The sequence below is a fragment of the Methyloversatilis sp. MC4-4 genome, from assembly GCF_049843555.1.
Taxonomy (GTDB): domain Bacteria; phylum Pseudomonadota; class Gammaproteobacteria; order Burkholderiales; family Rhodocyclaceae; genus Methyloversatilis; species Methyloversatilis discipulorum_B.
The window spans coordinates 645,862-664,028 of record NZ_JBBHZK010000001.1; the positions used below are offsets into that span (position 1 = coordinate 645,862).

An 18,167-nucleotide genomic window follows, 5' to 3' on the forward strand; every position below is an offset into this window, starting at 1 on the left:
CCCTTTTTTGATTCCGTTCCCGATTCCATTCGACTGATGCAGCACATCCGAAATTTTTCCATCATCGCCCACATCGATCACGGCAAGTCCACGCTGGCGGACCGGCTGATCCAGCGCTGCGGCGGCCTGTCCGACCGTGAGATGGAGGCGCAGGTGCTTGACTCGATGGATCTGGAGCGCGAGCGCGGCATCACCATCAAGGCGCAGACCGCTGCGCTGTCGTACAAGGCCAAGGACGGTCAGGTCTATAACCTGAACCTGATCGACACTCCGGGGCACGTCGACTTTTCCTACGAGGTGAGCCGCTCGCTGTCCGCCTGCGAAGGCGCGCTGCTGGTGGTCGATGCCTCGCAGGGTGTCGAGGCGCAGACGGTGGCGAACTGCTACACCGCGCTCGACCTCGGCGTCGAGGTGGTGCCGGTGCTGAACAAGATGGACCTGCCGCAGGCCGATCCGGACAACGCGAAGCAGGAAGTGGAGGACGTGATCGGCATCGACGCGACCGACGCCATTCCGTGTTCGGCCAAGACCGGCATGGGCATCGACGACATCCTCGAAGCGGTGATCGCGCGCATTCCGGCGCCCAAGGGCGACCCGGACGCGCCGCTGAAGGCGCTCATCATCGATTCCTGGTTCGACAATTACGTCGGCGTGGTGATGCTGGTGCGTGTGGTCGATGGCGCGCTGAAGCCCAAGGACAAGATGCTGCTGATGTCGACCGGTGCCCAGTACCAGTGCGACCAGGTCGGCGTGTTCACGCCGAAATCGGTGCAGAAGACCAGTCTGTCGGCCGGCGAGGTGGGTTTCATCATTTCCGGCATCAAGGAACTGCAGGCCGCCAAGGTCGGCGACACCATTACCCTGGCCGACCGCCGCGCCGACGCGCCGCTGCCCGGCTTCAAGGAAATCAAGCCGCAGGTGTTCGCCGGTCTGTATCCGGTCGAGGCCAGCGAGTACGACCAGCTGCGCGAGTCGCTGGAAAAGCTCAAGCTGAACGACGCCTCGCTGCAGTACGAGCCGGAAGTGTCGCAGGCGCTGGGCTTCGGTTTCCGCTGTGGCTTCCTCGGCATGCTGCACATGGAAATCGTGCAGGAGCGGCTGGAGCGCGAATTCGACATGGACCTCATCACGACGGCGCCAACCGTGGTGTACGAGGTGCTGATGAACGACGGCAGCGTCGTCATGGTGGAAAACCCGTCCAAGCTGCCGGAAACGTCCAAGGTTGCTGAAATCCGCGAGCCCATCATCAAGGCGGTCATCTTCATGCCGCAGGATTACCTGGGCGCGGTGATCACGCTGTGCGAGCAGAAGCGCGGTCAGCAGGTGAACATGCTCTACCACGGTCGCCAGGTGCAGCTGACCTATGACCTGCCGATGGCCGAAGTGGTGTTCGACTTCTTCGACAAGCTGAAGTCAGTGTCACGCGGATACGCCTCGCTCGATTACGAATTCAAGGAGTACCGCGCCGCCGACGTGGTGAAGCTCGATCTGATGGTGGCCGGCGAGAAGGTCGATGCGCTGTCCGTCATCGTGCACCGAGCCAACGCGCAGTTCCGCGGCCGCGAGGTGGCGGCGAAGATGCGCGAACTGATTCCGCGCCAGATGTTCGACGTGCCGGTGCAGGCGGCGATCGGCGCCCACATCATCGCGCGCGAAACGATCAAGGCGCTGCGCAAGAACGTGCTGGCCAAGTGCTACGGCGGCGACATCACGCGGAAGAAGAAGCTGCTGGAAAAGCAGAAGGCCGGCAAGAAGCGCATGAAGCAGGTGGGCAATGTAGAAATTCCGCAGGAAGCCTTCCTTGCCGTGCTGCGCGTTGACGACAAGTAAGGACCAACAGGCTCGGACGACAAACGAGGCGTCCGCCCGGACGCCCGACAATACGACTGGATTTCCATCTTGAATTTCGCACTGATTCTTTTTGTGCTGTGTGTGCTCACGGGCATTCTGTGGGTGATGGACAAGGCGGTGTTTGCCAAGCAGCGCCCGGCCGGCACCCCTGACCCGTGGTGGGTCGAATACGGTGCCAGCTTCTTCCCCGTCATCATCGTCGTATTCACGCTGCGCAGCTTCGTCGTCGAGCCCTTCCGCATTCCGTCCGGCTCGATGATTCCGACTTTGCTGGTGGGCGACTTCATCCTGGTGAACAAGTACACCTACGGCGTGCGGCTGCCGGTGCTCAACACCAAGATCGTCGACATGAATGATCCGCAGCGCGGCGATGTGATGGTGTTCCGCTACCCGGCCGATCCGTCGGTCGACTACATCAAGCGCGTGGTCGGCCTGCCGGGCGACAAGATCGCCTACCAGAACAAGCGGCTCACCATCAACGGCGTCGAGGTGCCGGTGAAGGCGCAGGAGGACTACTTCCACAAGGAACGTGCCTACTATTCCAACCGTTACTCGGAAACGCTGGGCGAGGTCGAACATTCCATCCTGAACGACCGCGACGCGCGCGCCGACGTACCGATGGCGCTCGATTTTCCGGGGCGCGAGAACTGTGTCTACAATCACGAAGGGGTGCGCTGCGAGGTGCCGGCCGGCCACTATTTCGTGCTGGGCGACAACCGCGACCAGAGTGCGGACAGCCGCGTGTGGGGCTTCGTGCCTGACGCCAACATTGTCGGCAAGGCCTTCTTCGTCTGGTTCCACGCGGATGCCATCGTGCCGCCGAAGGGCATCGATTTCGGCCGCATCGGCAGCTTCCGTTGATCCGGCAGCGTCAGACAATCAGAACAGGCAACAGGGAGACAGCGATGCAGCGCAAGCAGTCCGGTCTGAGCATGGTGGGATTCATTCTGGTGGCGGGTCTGATCGCCATCGTCGTCATTCTCGGCATGAAGTCGGTGCCGGCGGTGATCGAGTACTACACCATCCTGAAGAACGTGAAAGCCATCGTGAAGAGCGGCGAGGTCAAGGGCGGTACCGTCGCCGACTACCGCAATGCCTACGCCAAGCGCGCGATCATGGACGAAATGTCCAGTGTCACGCCGGCCGATCTCGACATCGTCAAGGACACCCAGGGCGTCGAGATTTCCTTCGCCTACCAGCGCAAGGTGCCGCTGTTCGGGCCAGTGAGCCTGCTGTTCGACTTCGAAGGGTCGGCCTCGGGGTCGAACTGACGCGTTGAATCCGGATGCCCAGATCGAGCAGGCGCTCGGCCACGTTTTCGCGTCGCGCGCACTGCTCGCTCAGGCGCTGACGCACAGCAGCTTCTCCTCCACTCACAACGAGCGGCTCGAACTGCTGGGCGACGCGGTGCTCGACTGCGTCGCCACCGATCTGCTGTTCCGCCGCTTTCCGGATGTGCCCGAAGGTCTGCTGTCGCGGCTGCGTGCGTCGCTGGTGAAGGAAGACACGCTGGCCGAAATCGCTGCCGCCATCGCTGTCGGCGATGCGCTGCGGCTCAGTGCGGGTGAGCTGAAGACCGGCGGTCGCAGCCGCCCGGCGCTGCTTGCCAATGCGCTCGAAGCGCTGATCGGTGCTGTCTTTCTCGAAGGTGGCTACGAGGCGGCGCGCAAGGTCGTCGCGCGTCTGCTCGATGCCCGCCTGAATGCACTGAATCCCGAGCGTGACGCCCGCGACCCGAAGACCGCGCTGCAGGAATGGCTGCACGCACGCGCGAAGAAGCCACCGCGCTACGAAATCGCCTCCACCTCCGGCCCGGCGCACGCACCGGTGTTCTGCGCCGCCTGCATCGTCGAAGCCTACGGTCTGCGCACCGAAGGCGAAGGGCGCAGCCGCCGTCACGCCGAGCAGGCCGCCGCCACGCGCGCACTCGAACAACTTCAGGGGCAGTCATGACCGACATCACTCATTGCGGCTTCATCGCCATCGTCGGTCGGCCCAACGTCGGCAAGTCCACGCTGATGAACCGGCTGATCGGCCAGAAGGTGAGCATTACCTCGGCCAAGGCGCAGACCACCCGTCACCGCATCCACGGCGTGCTGACGCGTGACGCGCACCAGTTCGTGTTCGTCGATACGCCCGGTTTCCAGACCAAGCACCGCAATGCGCTCAACCGCGTGATGAATCGCGCCGTCACGCAGGCGCTGGCCGACGTGGACGTGATCCTGTTCGTGATCGAGGCCGGTCGTCTGACCGAGGCCGACGAAGAAGTGATCGCGCTGCTGCCCAAGGACCGTCCGGTGCTGCTGCTGCTGAACAAGACGGACAAGACCGGTGATCGCGCCAAGCTGCTGCCCTTCGTCGAGCGCATCGCGAAGCTGCACGACTTCCACGCCATCATGCCGGTCAGCGCGCAGCGCGGCGACGGGCTCGATGCATTGCTGAAGGTGGCCGGCGAACTGCTGCCGGAAGGTCAGGCGATGTTCGACGCCGACGACTTCACCGACCGCAGCGAGCGCTTCCTCGCTGCCGAATACATCCGCGAAAAACTGTTCCGGCAACTGGGTGACGAACTGCCTTACGGTCTGGCGGTCGAGATCGAGCGCTTCGAGGCGGAAGGCAATCTGCGCCGCATCGCCGCCTGTGTCATCGTCAGTCGCGAGGCGCACAAGGGCATCGTGATCGGGCAGGGCGGCGAGGTACTGAAGTCGGTCGGCTCGGCGGCGCGCAGCGACATGGAGAAGGTGTTCGGTTCCAAGGTTTTCCTCGAACTGCACGTGAAGGTCCGCAGCGGCTGGGCCGACGACGAGCGTGCGCTGAAGAGCCTGGGCTTCGAGCCATGACTTCGTCGGCGATGCGCGCCATCTGCACTGACGGGCCCACTGCCGGGAAGGCCGTGCCGTGAGCTCCGGCAAGCAGCGGGTGGACGGCCAGCCGGCCTTCCTGCTGCAGTCCCACCCCTATCGCGAAACAAGCCTGGTGGTTGACGTGTTCAGCCGCGACTTCGGCCGCATTGGTCTGGTCGCGCGCGGTGCCAAGCGGCCGCGTTCGCAGCTGCGTGGCGTGCTGGTCGAATTCCAGCCGCTGGATCTGGGCTGGTTCGGTGCCGGCGAACTGCGCACGCTGGCGCGTGCCGAATGGCAGCGTGCATGGCCCATGCTGTCCGGTCCGCGCCTGCTGCTGGGCTACTATCTGAACGAATTGCTGCAGCGCCTGCTGGCGCGCGACGACGCGCATCCGGCGCTGTTCGACCTCTATGCCGAAGCCGTTCAGAAGCTCGCGCTGGCGCCGGCCGAAACGGTGCGCCACGAAGCCTTGCTGCGCGGATTCGAAAAGGCACTGCTGCGCGAACTGGGCTACGGGCTGACGCTCGATCATGATGCCAACGGCGACGCGATCGATCCGGCGGCGCACTACATGTACAAGCCCGAACTCGGTCTGCTCGAAGGCGAGGGGGGCGTGGACGACGTCAGCCTCAGCGGCGCGCAGGCGCTGGCCATCCACGCCGACGACTACGCCGACACGCAGGTCGCGCGGCTGGCGAAGACACTGATGCGCGTGCTGATCGCGCATTATCTGCAGGGACAGGAGCTGCGCACGCGGCGCGTTTTCATCGAACTACAGGATCTCTGAACATGATCGAACTGGGCGTCAATATCGACCACGTGGCCACGATACGGCAGGCGCGCCGCACCTACGAACCGGATCCGGTGTGGGCGGCGGTCGAGGCCCATCTGGGCGGTGCCGACGGCATCACCGTGCATCTGCGCGAAGACCGCCGCCACATCCAGGATGACGACGTGCGTCGGCTGCGCGATCTGGTGCACATCAAACTCAATCTCGAAATGGCGGCCACCGAGGAAATGGTGGGCATCGCCTGCGCACTGAAGCCGGAAATGGCCATGCTGGTGCCGGAAGGCCGGCACGAGGTGACGACCGAGGGCGGGCTGGACATCGTGTCGCAGGAAGAGAGGCTGACCGGCGTGGTCGGACGCCTGCGCGACGCCGGCATCGTCACCAGCGTATTCATCGATGCCGAGCCGGCGCAGATCGAGGCGGCCGCCCGCATCGGTGCCCAGGTGTGCGAAGTACACACCGGCCCCTACGCGCACGCTTTCCACGGTCTGGGCCGCGACCGCGAATCGCAGGCCGTGGTGGTCGAACTGGACAAGGTGCGTGCCGGCGGCAAGATGATCCGCGACCTCGGCATGCGCTTCAACGCCGGTCATGCGCTGAACTACGCCAACGTCCAGCCGGTGGCCGAACTGCCGGGCGTGCGCGAACTGCACATCGGCCACGCCATCGTCAGCCGCTCGGTGTTCGTCGGCCTGCGCGAGGCCGTGCGCGAAATGAAGGCACTGATGCGCGAGGCGGCCGGGAGGGCTGCGTGATCTTCGGCATCGGCACCGATCTGTGCAGCATCGCGCGTTTCGAGCGCATGCTGGCGGAGGACGGTGACGGCATCGCGCGGCGCATCCTGGCCGCCGCCGAAGTGTCCGAGTACGAATCGGCGAAGCAGCCGGCGCACTTCCTGGCCAAGCGCTTCGCGGCCAAGGAGGCGCTGGGCAAGGCGCTGGGCACCGGCATCCGGACGCCGGTGCTGCTGCGCTCGATCGCCGTGACGCACGACGATCTCGGCAAACCGGCCTTCGCCTACGACGACACGCTGACGGCGTGGATGAACGCGCGCGGCCTGCGTGCCCATCTTTCGCTGTCCGACGAAACCGAACACGCGCTCGCCTTCGTGGTGGTCGAGCGCACGGAGAACATTGCATGAGAACGACCCCGCCCGGACCGGTCATGATCGACGTGGCCGGTTTCGAACTGGATGCCGAAGACCGCGAACTGCTGGCTCACCCGTCGGTCGGCGGGCTCATCCTGTTCGCCCGCAACTTCCATGATGCGCAACAGCTGGCAGCGCTGACCGAAGCCATCCACGCTGTGCGCAGACCGCCACTGCTGATCGCGGTCGATCACGAGGGCGGGCGGGTGCAGCGCTTCAAGACCGATGGTTTCACCCATCTGCCGTCGATGCGCACGCTGGGCGAGCGCTACGAGGTCGACGCGCAGCGCGCGCTGGCCGATGCGCGCGCCGCCGGCTATGTGCTGGCGGCCGAACTGCGTGCGCTGGGTGTGGACCTGTCCTTCACGCCGGTGCTCGATCTCGACTTCGGACGCAGCGGCGTGATCGGCGATCGCGCCTTCCATCGTGACCCGGCCATCGTCGCGCCGCTGGCCGGTGCGCTGGCCGAAGGCCTGCGCGCGGCCGGCATGAAGTCGGTTGGCAAGCACTTTCCTGGCCACGGTTTCGTCGAGGCGGATTCGCACGTCGCGATTCCGGTGGACGAGCGCGATTTCGACACCATCTGGGCCGACGACATCCGCCCCTACATCGACCTCGGCAAGCAGATCGACGCAGTGATGCCGGCGCACGTGATCTATCCGGCGGTCGACCGCATGCCGGCCGGTTTTTCGCGTGCCTGGGTGCAGGGCATCCTGCGCGACAAGCTCGCCTTCGATGGCGTCGTGTTCAGCGACGACCTGTCGATGGAGGGGGCGTCGGTGGCCGGCGACGTGGTCGCGCGCGCCGAGGCGGCGTGGGACGCCGGTTGCGACATGGTGCTGGTATGCAATGCGCGCGACCAGGCAGTGAAGCTGATCGACGGCTGGCGGCCGGCATTCGACAGCGTGCGCAGCGCACGCATCGAATCGCTGATGCCGAAGCAGCCCTACGGCGACCGCACGGTGCTGGCGCAGGACGCGCGCTACCGCGATGCACTCGGCACGGTGCAGCGCCTGATCGCCTGAAGGGGACGCTGCGAGACATGGGTTTCGACGCGAAGGCCTGGCTGCCGACGGTGCCGGAAGACCCCGGTGTCTATCGCATGATAGGCGCCGACGAGGACGTGCTCTACGTCGGCAAGGCGAAGAATCTGCGCCGGCGCGTGTCGTCCTACTTCCAGCGCACGCCGTCGAGTCCGCGCATCGGCCTCATGGTGGCGCAGGTCGCGCGGGTGGACATCACCGTCGTCAGGTCGGAAGCCGAGGCCCTCATCCTCGAGAACAACCTGATCAAGAGCCTGCGGCCGAAGTACAACATCCTGTTCCGGGACGACAAGTCCTACCCCTACATCCGGATCAGCAACGACCGCTTTCCACGCATCGGTTTCTTCCGTGGCACGGTCGGGCGCGACGCGCGCTATTTCGGGCCGCTGCCCAATGTGTGGGCTGTGCGCGACACGATACAGCTGGTGCAGCGCGCTTTCCTGCTGCGCACCTGCGAGAACAGCGTGTTCGCCAACCGTTCGCGGCCCTGTCTGCTGCACCAGATCCACCGCTGTTCCGCGCCCTGCGTCGATCTCGTGTCGAAGGAGGACTACGACGAGGACGTGCGGCTGACCGCGCTCTTCCTGAACGGCCGTCACTCCGAGGTGATCGACAAGCTGTCGGCGCAGATGAATGCCGCTGCCGAAGCGCTCGCCTTCGAGAAGGCGGCGCAGATACGTGACCAGATACGCGCGCTGTCCAAGGTGCTGCACAAGCAGTTCGCCGACAGTGCGCGCGACGAGGACCTCGACATCGTCGTCGCCATCGAGCGCGATGGGGCCGCCTGCGTCAATCATGCGATGGTGCGCGGCGGGCGCCATCTCGGCGATCACGCCCACTTCCCGGCGGCCGGGCAGGGCAGTGCGGCCGACATGCTGGTGGCCTTCCTGAGCCAGCACTACGCGAGCGGTAACGCGCCCAGGCGCATCGTCGTCAATGTGCTGCCGGAGGACGAGGTCGAGGCACCGCTGCCGGGCTCGACGCTGGCGCTCGCGCGCAACGAGCGCGAACGCGCGTGGGCCGACATGGCGCTGAAGAACGCCGAGATCGCGCTGCGCGCGAAGATCGACGCCGGCGCGCGCGCCTCGCATCGTGTCGCAGCGCTGGTCGAGGCGCTCGAACTCGATATCGCACCCGAGCGCATCGAGTGCTTCGACATCAGTCACACGATGGGTGAGGCGACGGTCGCCTCCTGCGTCGTGTGGGCCAACGGCGCGATGCGCAACGGCGAGTACCGGCGCTACAACATCGACGGCATCACACCGGGTGACGACTACGCGGCAATGCGCCAGGTGCTGACTCGGCGCTACGAGAAGGTGGCGAGCGGCGAGGGGGCGCGGCCCGATCTGGTGCTGATAGACGGTGGCAAGGGCCAGCTCGGCATCGCTGTCGAAGTGATGGCCGAACTCGGGCTCGATCTGCCGCTGGTCGGTGTGGCCAAGGGCGAAGAGCGCAAGATGGGCGCCGAGGAGCTGATACGCCCGGGTGTCGCCGCAGGTCTTGTACTCGGCCCCGATCATCCGGCGCTGCACCTGATCGCCGAAATCCGCGACGAGGCGCACCGCTTCGCCATTGCCGGTCACCGCGCCAAACGCGCGAAGAAGCGGCTGACATCGACGCTGGAAGACATTCCGGGCATCGGACCGGCGCGCCGCAAGCGCCTGCTTACGACCTTCGGCGGGCTGGCCGGCGTGCGCAATGCCACGGTCGAAGATCTGTGCCGGGTCGAAGGCATCAGCCGCAAGCTCGCCGAACAGATACAGCGGCAGTTAAACTAGGGCTCATGTTTACGCTGCCAACCGCGCTCACCTGGGCGCGCATCCTGCTCATCCCGCTTTTCGTCGGTGTGTTCTTCCTGCCTGACCAGACGCTGATCATGCCGGACAAGAACCTGATCGCCACCGTCGTGTTCGTCGTCGCCGCCATTACCGACTGGCTGGACGGCTACCTCGCGCGCACGCTGAACCAGACCTCCGCCTTCGGCGCTTTCCTCGACCCGGTGGCCGACAAGCTCATGGTGGCGGCTGCGCTGATCATGCTGGTCGAGCTGTCGCGGACCAGTACAGTCATCGCGCTCATCATCATCGGTCGCGAAATCACGATTTCGGCGCTGCGCGAGTGGATGGCCAAGGTGGGTGCATCGCGCAGCGTTGCCGTGTCGATGATAGGCAAGGTGAAGACGACGGCGCAGATGATTGCGATCCCCATGCTTTTGTACTATGAACCGCTGTTCGGCATCGACGTGGGCTTCATCGGCAGCAAGCTGATCTGGATCGCCGCGGTGCTGACCGTGTGGTCCATGGTGTACTACATGCGAAAGGCATGGCCCGAGCTGCGTGCGCGCAAGGCGATCTGAGCGCGCCACAAAAATCTTCGGCGCGAAGTGTTGACAGCTTTTTCGGCAGGCCTATAATGCGCGCCTGTCTTGCGGGAATAGCTCAGTTGGTAGAGCGCAACCTTGCCAAGGTTGAGGTCGCGAGTTCGAGCCTCGTTTCCCGCTCCAAGATTTGAAAAAGGGGAAGTTCTTCTTCCCCTTTTTATTTGCAGCCCCTGACCGGGCTGCACCACCGGCGAGGTGGCAGAGTGGTCATGCAGCGGCCTGCAAAGCCGTGGACGCCGGTTCGATTCCGACCCTCGCCTCCAGGACAATTCGGTCGGCGCGCAAGTGCCGATACGCGGGAATAGCTCAGTTGGTAGAGCGCAACCTTGCCAAGGTTGAGGTCGCGAGTTCGAGCCTCGTTTCCCGCTCCAACACCCAGAACGGGGACGCCTTTCGAGGCGTCCCCGTTCTGCTTTCTGCGCCCTCAATCCCCATCCTGTCCGTCGATCGCGGCGATCGTGCGCCGGCGTGTCGTAATGGCGATGCGCCCCGGCCGACAGCGCGATATGCTGAGCCGCTATGCATAGGCCTGAGGTGCAGCATCCGTGCGTCCGCTCCAGTTCCGCTCACTCCTGCGCCTGCTGTGCGGGGTCGCGCTGTCGCTCGGTGCGTCCGTGGCCACGGCTGCGGGCACGGTTCGCCTGGTCGCTGCCGAACTGTCGCCGTACATCGGTCCGACGCATGCGCGCGAGGGCTATGTGGCGGAACTGGTGCGTACCGCTTTCGAGCGTGTCGGCTACACGGTGGACATCCGCTTCTATCCGCCGGCACGCGCCCGCAGTGTTGCGGCTTCGGGGCAGGTCGACGGACTGTTGCCGGCGCCTGACTCCGGTTCGCTGGAGAGCGAGTTCGTGCTGTCCGCGCCGTTTCCCGGCGCCAACGGCGGTCTGCTGAAGAAGCGTTCGCTCGCCATTCCCTATCCGGCCGACGCGGCGACCCGACCGCTGGACACGCTGCGCCAGCTGTCGCATCTGCGTTTTGGCGCCGTGCGCGGCGCATCGGTGTCGGCCGCGTTCGACGGCGCGGATTTCCTCAAGCGCGAGTACGTCGATCGCGATCTGCAGAACCTGGACAAGCTGGCGCTGGGCCGCATCGATCTGATGGTGGTCGACAAATTCCGCGCCAGTGATCTGATGATCCTGCACCGCCCGCATCTGATCGGGCAGCTCGAATTCCTGCGGCCACCCCTGTTCCGCAGCGATTTTCACGTCGCCTTCTCGCGGCGCGCGCCGCGGCACGAGCGGCTGCGCGCCGACTTCAATCGCGGACTGTCGGCGCTTGTGCGCGAAGGGCGCGTCGAGGACATCCTGATGCGGCACGGGCTGAGCGTGCGCAAGCCACAGGCCTCCGGGCGCGACGTGATCACGGTGGCTACGGTCAACAATCCGGACATGCTGTTGCTGAAGTCGTTGTCCGCCGAATTCACGCGCCAGAACCCGGGCGTACAGATCGAATGGCGGGTGCTGGACGAGAATTCGCTGCGCACGCGTCTGATGACCGATCTGGCGATTGCCGATGGCCAGTTCGACGTGATGACCATCGGCTCCTATGAGGCGCCGCTGTGGGCCGCGCGTGGCTGGCTGGCGCCGTTCCGCGATCTGCCGACCGCTTACCGCGCCGACGACCTGCTGGCGCCGGTCCGCGACAGCCTGTCCTATCGCGGCGAGCTGTATGCCTTGCCCTTCTACGCCGAGAGCTCGATGACCTTCTACCGGTACGATCTGTTCCGCGCCGCCGACGTCGTCATGCCGGCGCAGCCGACCTATACCGACATCCGGCGACTGGCGGCGCGGCTGCACGACCCGGCCAAGGGCATCTACGGCATCTGCCTGCGCGGGCGACCCGGTTGGGGCGAGAACGTGCCGGTGCTCACGACCATGGTGAATACCTTCGGCGGCCGCTGGTTCGACCCGCAATGGCGACCGGAGATCGACAGCGCACCGTGGCGCGAGGCGGCGTCGCTCTACCTCGATCTGCTGCGTCGCTACGGCCCGCCCGACGCGCATCTCAACGGCTTTCCGGAAACGCTCGACCTGTTTGCCCGCGGCCGCTGCGCGATGTGGATCGATGCAACCGTGGCGGCCGGCATGCTGTTCGATCCACGGACCTCGTCGGTCGCTGCCAGCCTCGGCTTCGCACCGGCGCCGGTCGAGCGCGTCCGGGACGGCGCGAACTGGCTGTGGGTGTGGTCGCTGACGGTACCCGATTCGTCGCCGAACAAGGCGCTGGCGCGCCGCTTCGTCGAGTGGGCGACGTCGGCCGATTACGTCCGTCTGGTCGCGGCGCGCCGGGGCTGGGTCGCGGTGCCGCCGGGCACCCGACAGTCGACCTACGATGCACCCGGCTATCGCGACGCCGCGCCGTTCTCGCGCTTCGTGAACGAAGCCATCGCCGGTTCGCACACGCAACTGCCGGGGCGCCACTACAGCGGTGTACAGTGGGTCGGCATCGCGGAATTTCCCGCCATCGGTCATGCCGTCGGCTCCGAGCTGGCGCGTGCCCTGCAAGGCGAGCAGGACGTGGATACCGCGCTGCGCAGATCGCAGGCCGAGGTGACGCGGCTGATGCGTGATTCGGGCTATCTGAAGCGCTAGGGGAGGCCCTAGATGAGGTCCTCGACGCCGCTCGCGTCCGCTGCGCCAGCGGCGATCGCGGCGCGCAGCTGCGCCAGCTGCAGCAGGGCAGCGTCGAAGTCGTAGCGCTCCATCGCGCGCGACATCTGCCGCAGCACGGGCAGGATGTTGGCGGGCTGAGGGCGCGTCAGCAGGCGGGCGATCGCGTCCTGCGCGTCGCTGTCGTTGCTGCTCAGCAGGGCGTGCAGCGTGTCCAGTTCGGTGGCCGAGGGTGGCGCGAGCGAGCCGGCGTCCGCCTGCACCCTCATTGCCTCGACGGTGGCGGCGAACACCGGTGTGCTGTCCGTCATCGCAGCGTCGATCAATGCCGGATCGCCGGAACGGCAGGCCATCTCCACGGCGCTCAGCGCCGTGCTCAGGGCACGCGCGCCGAGCGCGGCCGCGCTGCCCTTGTGCCGGTGAGCCAGCTCCCCGAGGGTGTCGAAGTCGCGATCTGCCCAAGCCTGCTTCAGCTGCGTCTGCGCGGTGTCCGCGCTGTCGAGGAACATGCCGAGCACGCGTCGATAGGTTGAGCTGGCGCCATTCATGCTGCGCAGCGCGGCGGCGGTGTCGAGCAGCGGCGCGGCTCCGGCAGTCGGCGCGGAATTGCCCGCGGCCTGCTCCGTCGGCGCCATGCTGCCCAGCCAGCGCGTCAACGTGCGCAGCAATTCGTCGACATCGACTGGCTTGGTCACATGGTCGTCCATGCCGGCGGCGCGCGTCTGCTCCCGTTCCCAGGGCATGGCACCGGCGGTCATCGCGATCACCGGCAGTGTGTTCAGTCGCTCGCGACGGCGTATTTCGCGGGTCGCTTCGAGGCCGTCCATCACCGGCATCTGCACGTCCATCAGCACGCAGTCGAACTCCTCCGCGTCGAGCCGTCGCAACGCCTCGGCACCGTTCTCGGCGACGGTGACCCGGACACCGGCGCCGGTCAGGATTTCGACGCCCAGTTCCTGGTTGATCGGATTGTCCTCGACCAGCAGCACGCGGCGTCCGCGCAGCGCGTCGCTGCGGAAGCTGCCGGGTGCGTCGCCGCTGCTGCCTTCGGCAGTGACCTGATGACCGAGCGCCGAAACGATGGCGTCGTAGAGCGACGAGGTGCTGGCCGGCTTGGTGAGTACGCCGGCGATGGCCAGGCCGGCGCCGGCCTGCTGCAGGTCGTCCGCGCCATAGGCGCTCACCATGACGACCGCGGGAGGATGCGCGAGATCGTCGCAGGACTGCACGCGACGGATCAGTTCGATGCCGTCCATGCCCGGCATCTTCCAGTCGCACACCAGCAGCGCGAACGGTGGCCGGCTGCGCAGCAGTTCGAGCGCCTGCGGCCCTGACTGCGCGCGCTCGGTGCTCAGACCCAGGTGTTCGAGGTCGCGACAGAGGATCTGCAGCGCTTCTGGGTTGTCATCGACCACCAGCACGCGACGCTTGTGCAGTGCCGACGGCAGCGTACGCCGGGCACTGTCCGGCAGCTCGCCGGTTTCGAAGCGTGCGGTGAAGGTGAAGGTACTGCCCTGGCCTTCCACGCTGTGCGCGCTCAGCGTGCCGCCCATCAGCTCGGCCAGGCGCCGGCTGATCGCGAGGCCGAGACCGGTGCCGCCGAAGCGCCGTGAAATCGAGGTGTCGCCCTGCATGAAGGGGCGGAACAGGCCGCCCAGCTGATCGGCATTCATGCCGATGCCGGTATCGCGCACGCCGAAAGCCAGCGTCGCATGCCGGTTGTCGCACGCAATGACGCGGCAGGACACCAGCACCTCGCCGCGCTCGGTGAACTTGATCGCGTTGCCGGCCAGATTGGTCAGGATCTGGCCCATGCGCAGCGGGTCGCCGACCAGCACCGGCGGTACGTCGGGCGCGACGTCGAACAGCAGGTCCAGGCCCTTTTCCTCGGCGCGCAGCGACACGACGGACAGCAGCGATTCGAATACGCGGTCGAGCCGGAAAGGCACCGATTCGATGGTGATCTGGCCCGCCTCGACCTTCGAGAAATCGAGGATGTCGTTCAGGATGCCCAGCAGCGCCACTGCCGACGCGTTGGCCTTCGACACGAAATTGCGCTGTTTGGCGGTCAGTTCGGTCTGCAGCGCCAGCCGCGTCATGCCGATGACGGCATTCATCGGCGTGCGGATTTCGTGGCTCATGTTGGCCAGGAATTCGCTGCGCGCCTGCGCCGCACTTTCGGCGGCGAGGCGCGCCGCGATCAGTGCCTGTTCCGCTTCCCGCCGTGGGGTGATGTCGATCGAGAAGGCGATGTAGTGCGCCGCACCGCCGCCGGCCGGCGGATCGAAATAGATGCCGATCTCGACCGGCACGACGCGGCCGTCGCCACGCCGCGCATCGGCCTCTATCCGTGCCTGGCCCTGCGCGCGCAGCGCCGGTTCGAGTGCGCTCAGGCGTGCGCCTGTGAAGTCGTCGATCACGCTGTGTGCCGGCATGCCGAGCAGACGTTCGCGCGGATAGCCGTAGAGCGTGCAGGCGTGATCGTTCACGTAGCTGAAACAGCCGCTGGCGGCGTCGATCCACTGGATCGCGACGCCCGCATGATCGAGCGCGAACTGGGTTTCTTCCAGCCGGCGATTGGCCGCTTCGAGCTCAGCCGTGCGGCTGGACACCAGTTCTTCGAGGTGGTCGCGGTGGCGCGCCAGTTCCTCTTCGGCCCGGGTGCGGTCAGTGATGTCGTTGAGTACCGTGATGTTGGGGTCGTCGGCCAGCATGCCGCCGATCTCGACGATCTTGCGGCTGCCGTCCTTGCAGGTCACCACATAGGGCCGGGCGCGCACCAGGCCGGACGCACCCTGCGCGCTCGCCAGCTCTTGCCCCCAGGTCTGCAGGACTTCGGCGCGATAGGCCGGGTCGGGGTAGGCCAGTCCGAACCAGGTGTGCGCGTCCGGAATGTCTTCGAGCGTATAGCCGAAGGTGTCCACGAAGCAGTCGTTCACGTACAGGATGCGGCCGTCGCGATCGAACAGGCTGATCGGCAGAGGCAGCAGGCGGATCACCCGCCGGAAGCGTTCGTTCGAACGTTCGAGTTCGGCGTTGCGCGCTTCAAGTTGCGTCACCATGGCGTCGACCGACTGCGTCAGCCGCTGCAGTTCGCCGAGGAAGCTCAGATCGCCCAGCGCGGTGGTGGACCGCCCGTGCCGTGCCACCTCGTCGGCGTGGCGTTCGACCAGGCGCAGTGGCTGCAGCACCATGCGCTGCAGCGCGACATAGAGCGCCAGCGTGAGTACCACATCGAGCAGAACGGTGAACAGCACCATGGTGGCCAGTGCGCTGCGCAGGTCCTGGTCGACGAAACGCGGACTGCCGATGACGCGCACCTGGCCGATGCGCTGTTCGCCGAAGGTCACCGGCTGCTCGGTGACGAACAGGCCCGTGCTGTCGATGTCGCCATCGACCGACTGCAGTTCCCAGTCCTCGTTGCGCTGCAGTGCAAAACGTGCGGTGTCCAGCTGCACGACGACGCCATAGATCGAGCGGTCGCGCATGCGGCTCTCCATCAGCTTGCGCACCTGCTCATACTCGAGATTCCAGGCCGCCGGCGCCAGCCCGACCGCGAGCTGATCGGCGGCCAGTTCGATCGAGCGTTCGAATTCTCCCTGCTCGGCGACGCTGTATGCGCGATACGCCAGCGCGCCGACCGCCGTCAGCAGCACCGACACGGTGGTGACGATGAGCACGATCAGCAGCCCTGCAATCGATGTCGGCCGGCGAAGCGTCATCGTTCACATGCACCTGTGCGGCGTACGGTCGGCAATGGCGTCGATCGGCTCATCTGTCCAGTATGCCTGCGGATTGCTTGCACGATGCTGACGGCGCGCGGATGCCGCGCGGAGGGCCGGTATCTAGCTCCTGGGCCGCCGCCAGTGGCGCACGCTGATCACGATCAGCGTCACCGCCGTCAACGGCAGCGCGATGGTCTGCATCACGAATGCGTAATCGGCGAGATTGTCATGGTCCTTGGCTGCCAGGATCAGATAGAGCGTGTAGGCACAGTAGTAGGCGAAGAAGAGGCCACCCTCCCAACGCGCGATCAGGTTGCCGGTGGCGAAGATGGGCAGGCAGGCGATGCAGACGGCCACCATGACCGGGATGTCGAAGGACAGCATGGCCGAGCCGAGGACGAGGTCGTCGGGTGCGACCACGGCGGAAAGGCCGAGCGCACCGAGCAGATTGAAGGTATTGCTGCCGACCACGTTGCCGACCGCGATGTCGCGCTGGCCGCGCAGTGCCGCGGTGATCGACGCGGCGACCTCCGGCAGCGAGGTGCCGGCGGCGACCACGGTGAGGCCGATCACCGTATCGCTGATGCCCAGATGACGGGCGAACACGATGGCGGCGTCGACCATCAGGTTGGAGCCGAGCACGAGCAGGCCGAGACCGCCTGCGATCAGGGCCAGCTGCACCGGCAGCTTGGCGTCCCAGGCCTCGGGATGGGCGGCGATCTCCTCGCTGTGCAGGCTTTCCGCGTACTCCTCGCCCAGGCCGGCGTTCTGACGACGGCTCTGCACGATCAGGAAGGCGGTGTAGGCAATCAGCAGACCGAACAGCAGACCGCCCTCAGCGCGCGACAGGCCGCCGTCCAGCGTCAGGCCGGCGAACAGCAGCGAGGCGCCGATCATGATCGGCACCTCCTGCCGTATCAGCTGCTTGTCGACCAGCAGCGGCGTGATCAGCGCCGACAGTCCGAGGATGAACAGCACGTTGAAGATGTTGCTGCCGACCACGTTGGCGACCGCCATATCGGTCTTGCCCGCCCAGGCCGATTGCACCGACACCGCCATTTCCGGCGAACTGGTGCCGAAGGCGACGATGGTGAGGCCGACCACCAGCGGCGAGATGCCGAAGGAGAGGGCCAGTTTCGAGGCGCCGCGCACCAGAAGTTCGGCGCCGGCGATCAGCGCGCCCAGGCCGAGCGCGAACAGGAGCAGGGTGGTCATGTGTGGATGGTGTCGGTTGAAAGCGGCGCTTCGACCGCGGACGCGCACAGGGGTTGCAGCGCCGTGCGCCAGCGCGCGAGCTTTTCCTGCGCACGCATGCCGGCGTGCGCCGGGCTGGTCGAGGGCAGGCGCAGCAGATCCAGCGCCCGCACAGACGGCCGCAGATGCGGCATCACGTCGCGGCGGAAGTGCTTTTCCGCCGTGCCGCCATTGAACGCGATGCGCACGATGCCCGGGTGCGCATCGAAGAAGGCGGCGAAGTCGTTGGCCTGCGCGCTGCGGACGTCGATCGCGGCGTCCAGGCTGCCCGCGCGCTCGCAGCTTTCGAGCACGTCCCACAGTGCAATGCCCGCGCGTGTCAGTGCGCGCAGCCGCTCGGCGTAAGGCAGGTCGGGACCGGCGCCGAACAGCGCACCCATGATGGGCCAGAACTGGTTGCGCGGATGGGCGTAGTAGCGCTGCGCGGTCAGCGAGGCCACGCCGGGCATGGAGCCCAGGATCAGCACGCGCGCGGTGGCCGGATCGGCCACCGGCGGAAAGCAGCGTACCCGTTCCGCCATC

The 18,167-nt window shown here is 66.2% G+C and carries 15 protein-coding genes and 3 tRNA genes; 15 read left to right on the forward strand and 3 right to left on the reverse strand.

Annotated features, from left to right (window positions below; all coding sequences use genetic code 11):
- Nucleotides 1-36 precede the first annotated feature (36 nt).
- The 15 genes from lepA (at nucleotide 37) to WDZ97_RS03075 (ending at nucleotide 12,648) form a co-directional block, all read left to right on the forward strand.
- Nucleotides 37-1,830, forward strand: a complete 1,794-nt coding sequence (gene lepA / locus WDZ97_RS03005; RefSeq protein WP_304005106.1) for a translation elongation factor 4 — start codon at nucleotides 37-39, stop codon at nucleotides 1,828-1,830.
- Nucleotides 1,831-1,899: 69 nt separating this feature from the next.
- Nucleotides 1,900-2,712 carry a signal peptidase I gene (gene lepB, locus WDZ97_RS03010; RefSeq protein ID WP_304005110.1) on the forward strand — a complete coding sequence of 271 codons (813 nt, stop codon included), beginning with the start codon at nucleotides 1,900-1,902 and terminating at the stop codon, nucleotides 2,710-2,712.
- Nucleotides 2,713-2,756: 44 nt separating this feature from the next.
- On the forward strand, nucleotides 2,757-3,122 hold the full coding sequence (locus WDZ97_RS03015) for a DUF4845 domain-containing protein (protein WP_304005113.1): 366 nt from the start codon (nucleotides 2,757-2,759) through the stop codon (nucleotides 3,120-3,122).
- A gap of 4 nt (nucleotides 3,123-3,126) precedes the next feature.
- The gene (gene rnc / locus WDZ97_RS03020) at nucleotides 3,127-3,804 is read left to right on the forward strand and encodes a ribonuclease III (protein ID WP_019917819.1); all 678 of its coding nucleotides are present in this window, start codon (nucleotides 3,127-3,129) and stop codon (nucleotides 3,802-3,804) included.
- Complete coding sequence (era, locus tag WDZ97_RS03025) at nucleotides 3,801-4,691, forward strand: GTPase Era (RefSeq protein WP_020165055.1); 891 nt, start codon at nucleotides 3,801-3,803, stop codon at nucleotides 4,689-4,691. The genes rnc and era overlap by 4 nt, the downstream gene beginning before the upstream one ends.
- Nucleotides 4,692-4,749: 58 nt before the next feature.
- Nucleotides 4,750-5,481, forward strand: a complete 732-nt coding sequence (gene recO / locus WDZ97_RS03030; RefSeq protein ID WP_304005119.1) for a DNA repair protein RecO — start codon at nucleotides 4,750-4,752, stop codon at nucleotides 5,479-5,481.
- A gap of 2 nt (nucleotides 5,482-5,483) precedes the next feature.
- On the forward strand, nucleotides 5,484-6,239 hold the full coding sequence (locus WDZ97_RS03035) for a pyridoxine 5'-phosphate synthase (protein ID WP_304005122.1): 756 nt from the start codon (nucleotides 5,484-5,486) through the stop codon (nucleotides 6,237-6,239).
- A complete protein-coding gene (acpS, locus tag WDZ97_RS03040) occupies nucleotides 6,236-6,625 on the forward strand; it encodes a holo-ACP synthase (RefSeq protein ID WP_304005124.1) in 390 nt (129 codons plus the stop codon). The genes WDZ97_RS03035 and acpS overlap by 4 nt, the downstream gene beginning before the upstream one ends.
- Nucleotides 6,622-7,656: a beta-N-acetylhexosaminidase gene (gene nagZ / locus WDZ97_RS03045; RefSeq protein WP_425761752.1), complete on the forward strand. Its 1,035-nt coding sequence runs from the start codon at nucleotides 6,622-6,624 to the stop codon at nucleotides 7,654-7,656. Before acpS ends, nagZ begins: the two co-directional genes overlap by 4 nt.
- An 8-nt stretch (nucleotides 7,657-7,664) precedes the next feature.
- The gene (gene uvrC / locus WDZ97_RS03050; protein ID WP_198291252.1) at nucleotides 7,665-9,452 is read left to right on the forward strand and encodes an excinuclease ABC subunit UvrC; all 1,788 of its coding nucleotides are present in this window, start codon (nucleotides 7,665-7,667) and stop codon (nucleotides 9,450-9,452) included.
- A gap of 5 nt (nucleotides 9,453-9,457) precedes the next feature.
- A complete protein-coding gene (pgsA, locus tag WDZ97_RS03055) occupies nucleotides 9,458-10,030 on the forward strand; it encodes a CDP-diacylglycerol--glycerol-3-phosphate 3-phosphatidyltransferase (RefSeq protein WP_020165049.1) in 573 nt (190 codons plus the stop codon).
- A gap of 71 nt (nucleotides 10,031-10,101) precedes the next feature.
- Nucleotides 10,102-10,177: transfer RNA gene (locus WDZ97_RS03060), tRNA-Gly, on the forward strand.
- 66 nt (nucleotides 10,178-10,243) lie between these two features.
- Nucleotides 10,244-10,317, forward strand: a tRNA-Cys gene (locus WDZ97_RS03065).
- Nucleotides 10,318-10,349: 32 nt separating this feature from the next.
- A tRNA-Gly gene (locus WDZ97_RS03070) sits at nucleotides 10,350-10,425 on the forward strand.
- Nucleotides 10,426-10,599: 174 nt separating this feature from the next.
- Nucleotides 10,600-12,648 (forward strand): extracellular solute-binding protein, encoded by a 2,049-nt coding sequence (locus WDZ97_RS03075; protein WP_425761753.1) that lies wholly within the window; start codon nucleotides 10,600-10,602, stop codon nucleotides 12,646-12,648.
- Nucleotides 12,649-12,656: 8 nt separating this feature from the next.
- Here the strand turns inward: WDZ97_RS03075 and WDZ97_RS03080 are convergent, their stop codons facing one another.
- The 3 genes from WDZ97_RS03080 to WDZ97_RS03090 form a co-directional block, all read right to left on the reverse strand.
- Complete coding sequence (locus WDZ97_RS03080) at nucleotides 12,657-16,388, reverse strand: response regulator (protein WP_425761754.1); 3,732 nt, start codon at nucleotides 16,386-16,388, stop codon at nucleotides 12,657-12,659.
- Nucleotides 16,389-16,511: 123 nt separating this feature from the next.
- On the reverse strand, nucleotides 16,512-17,606 hold the full coding sequence (locus WDZ97_RS03085; protein ID WP_304003839.1) for a calcium/sodium antiporter: 1,095 nt from the start codon (nucleotides 17,604-17,606) through the stop codon (nucleotides 16,512-16,514).
- Nucleotides 17,603-18,166, reverse strand: coding sequence for a DNA-deoxyinosine glycosylase (locus tag WDZ97_RS03090; RefSeq protein ID WP_425761755.1), 564 nt, complete (start codon nucleotides 18,164-18,166; stop codon nucleotides 17,603-17,605). The genes WDZ97_RS03085 and WDZ97_RS03090 overlap by 4 nt, the downstream gene beginning before the upstream one ends.
- Nucleotide 18,167: the final 1 nt, after the last annotated feature.

Coding starts and splice junctions, on each gene's coding strand:
- lepA (WP_304005106.1), top strand. CDS start 37: ATGCAGCACATCCGAAATTTTTCCATCATCGCCCACATCGATCACGGC.
- WDZ97_RS03015 (WP_304005113.1), top strand. CDS start 2,757: ATGCAGCGCAAGCAGTCCGGTCTGAGCATGGTGGGATTCATTCTGGTG.
- era (WP_020165055.1), top strand. CDS start 3,801: ATGACCGACATCACTCATTGCGGCTTCATCGCCATCGTCGGTCGGCCC.
- WDZ97_RS03035 (WP_304005122.1), top strand. CDS start 5,484: ATGATCGAACTGGGCGTCAATATCGACCACGTGGCCACGATACGGCAG.
- nagZ (WP_425761752.1), top strand. CDS start 6,622: ATGAGAACGACCCCGCCCGGACCGGTCATGATCGACGTGGCCGGTTTC.
- pgsA (WP_020165049.1), top strand. CDS start 9,458: ATGTTTACGCTGCCAACCGCGCTCACCTGGGCGCGCATCCTGCTCATC.
- WDZ97_RS03080 (WP_425761754.1), bottom strand. CDS start 16,388: ATGACGCTTCGCCGGCCGACATCGATTGCAGGGCTGCTGATCGTGCTC.
- WDZ97_RS03085 (WP_304003839.1), bottom strand. CDS start 17,606: ATGACCACCCTGCTCCTGTTCGCGCTCGGCCTGGGCGCGCTGATCGCC.
- WDZ97_RS03090 (WP_425761755.1), bottom strand. CDS start 18,166: ATGGCGGAACGGGTACGCTGCTTTCCGCCGGTGGCCGATCCGGCCACC.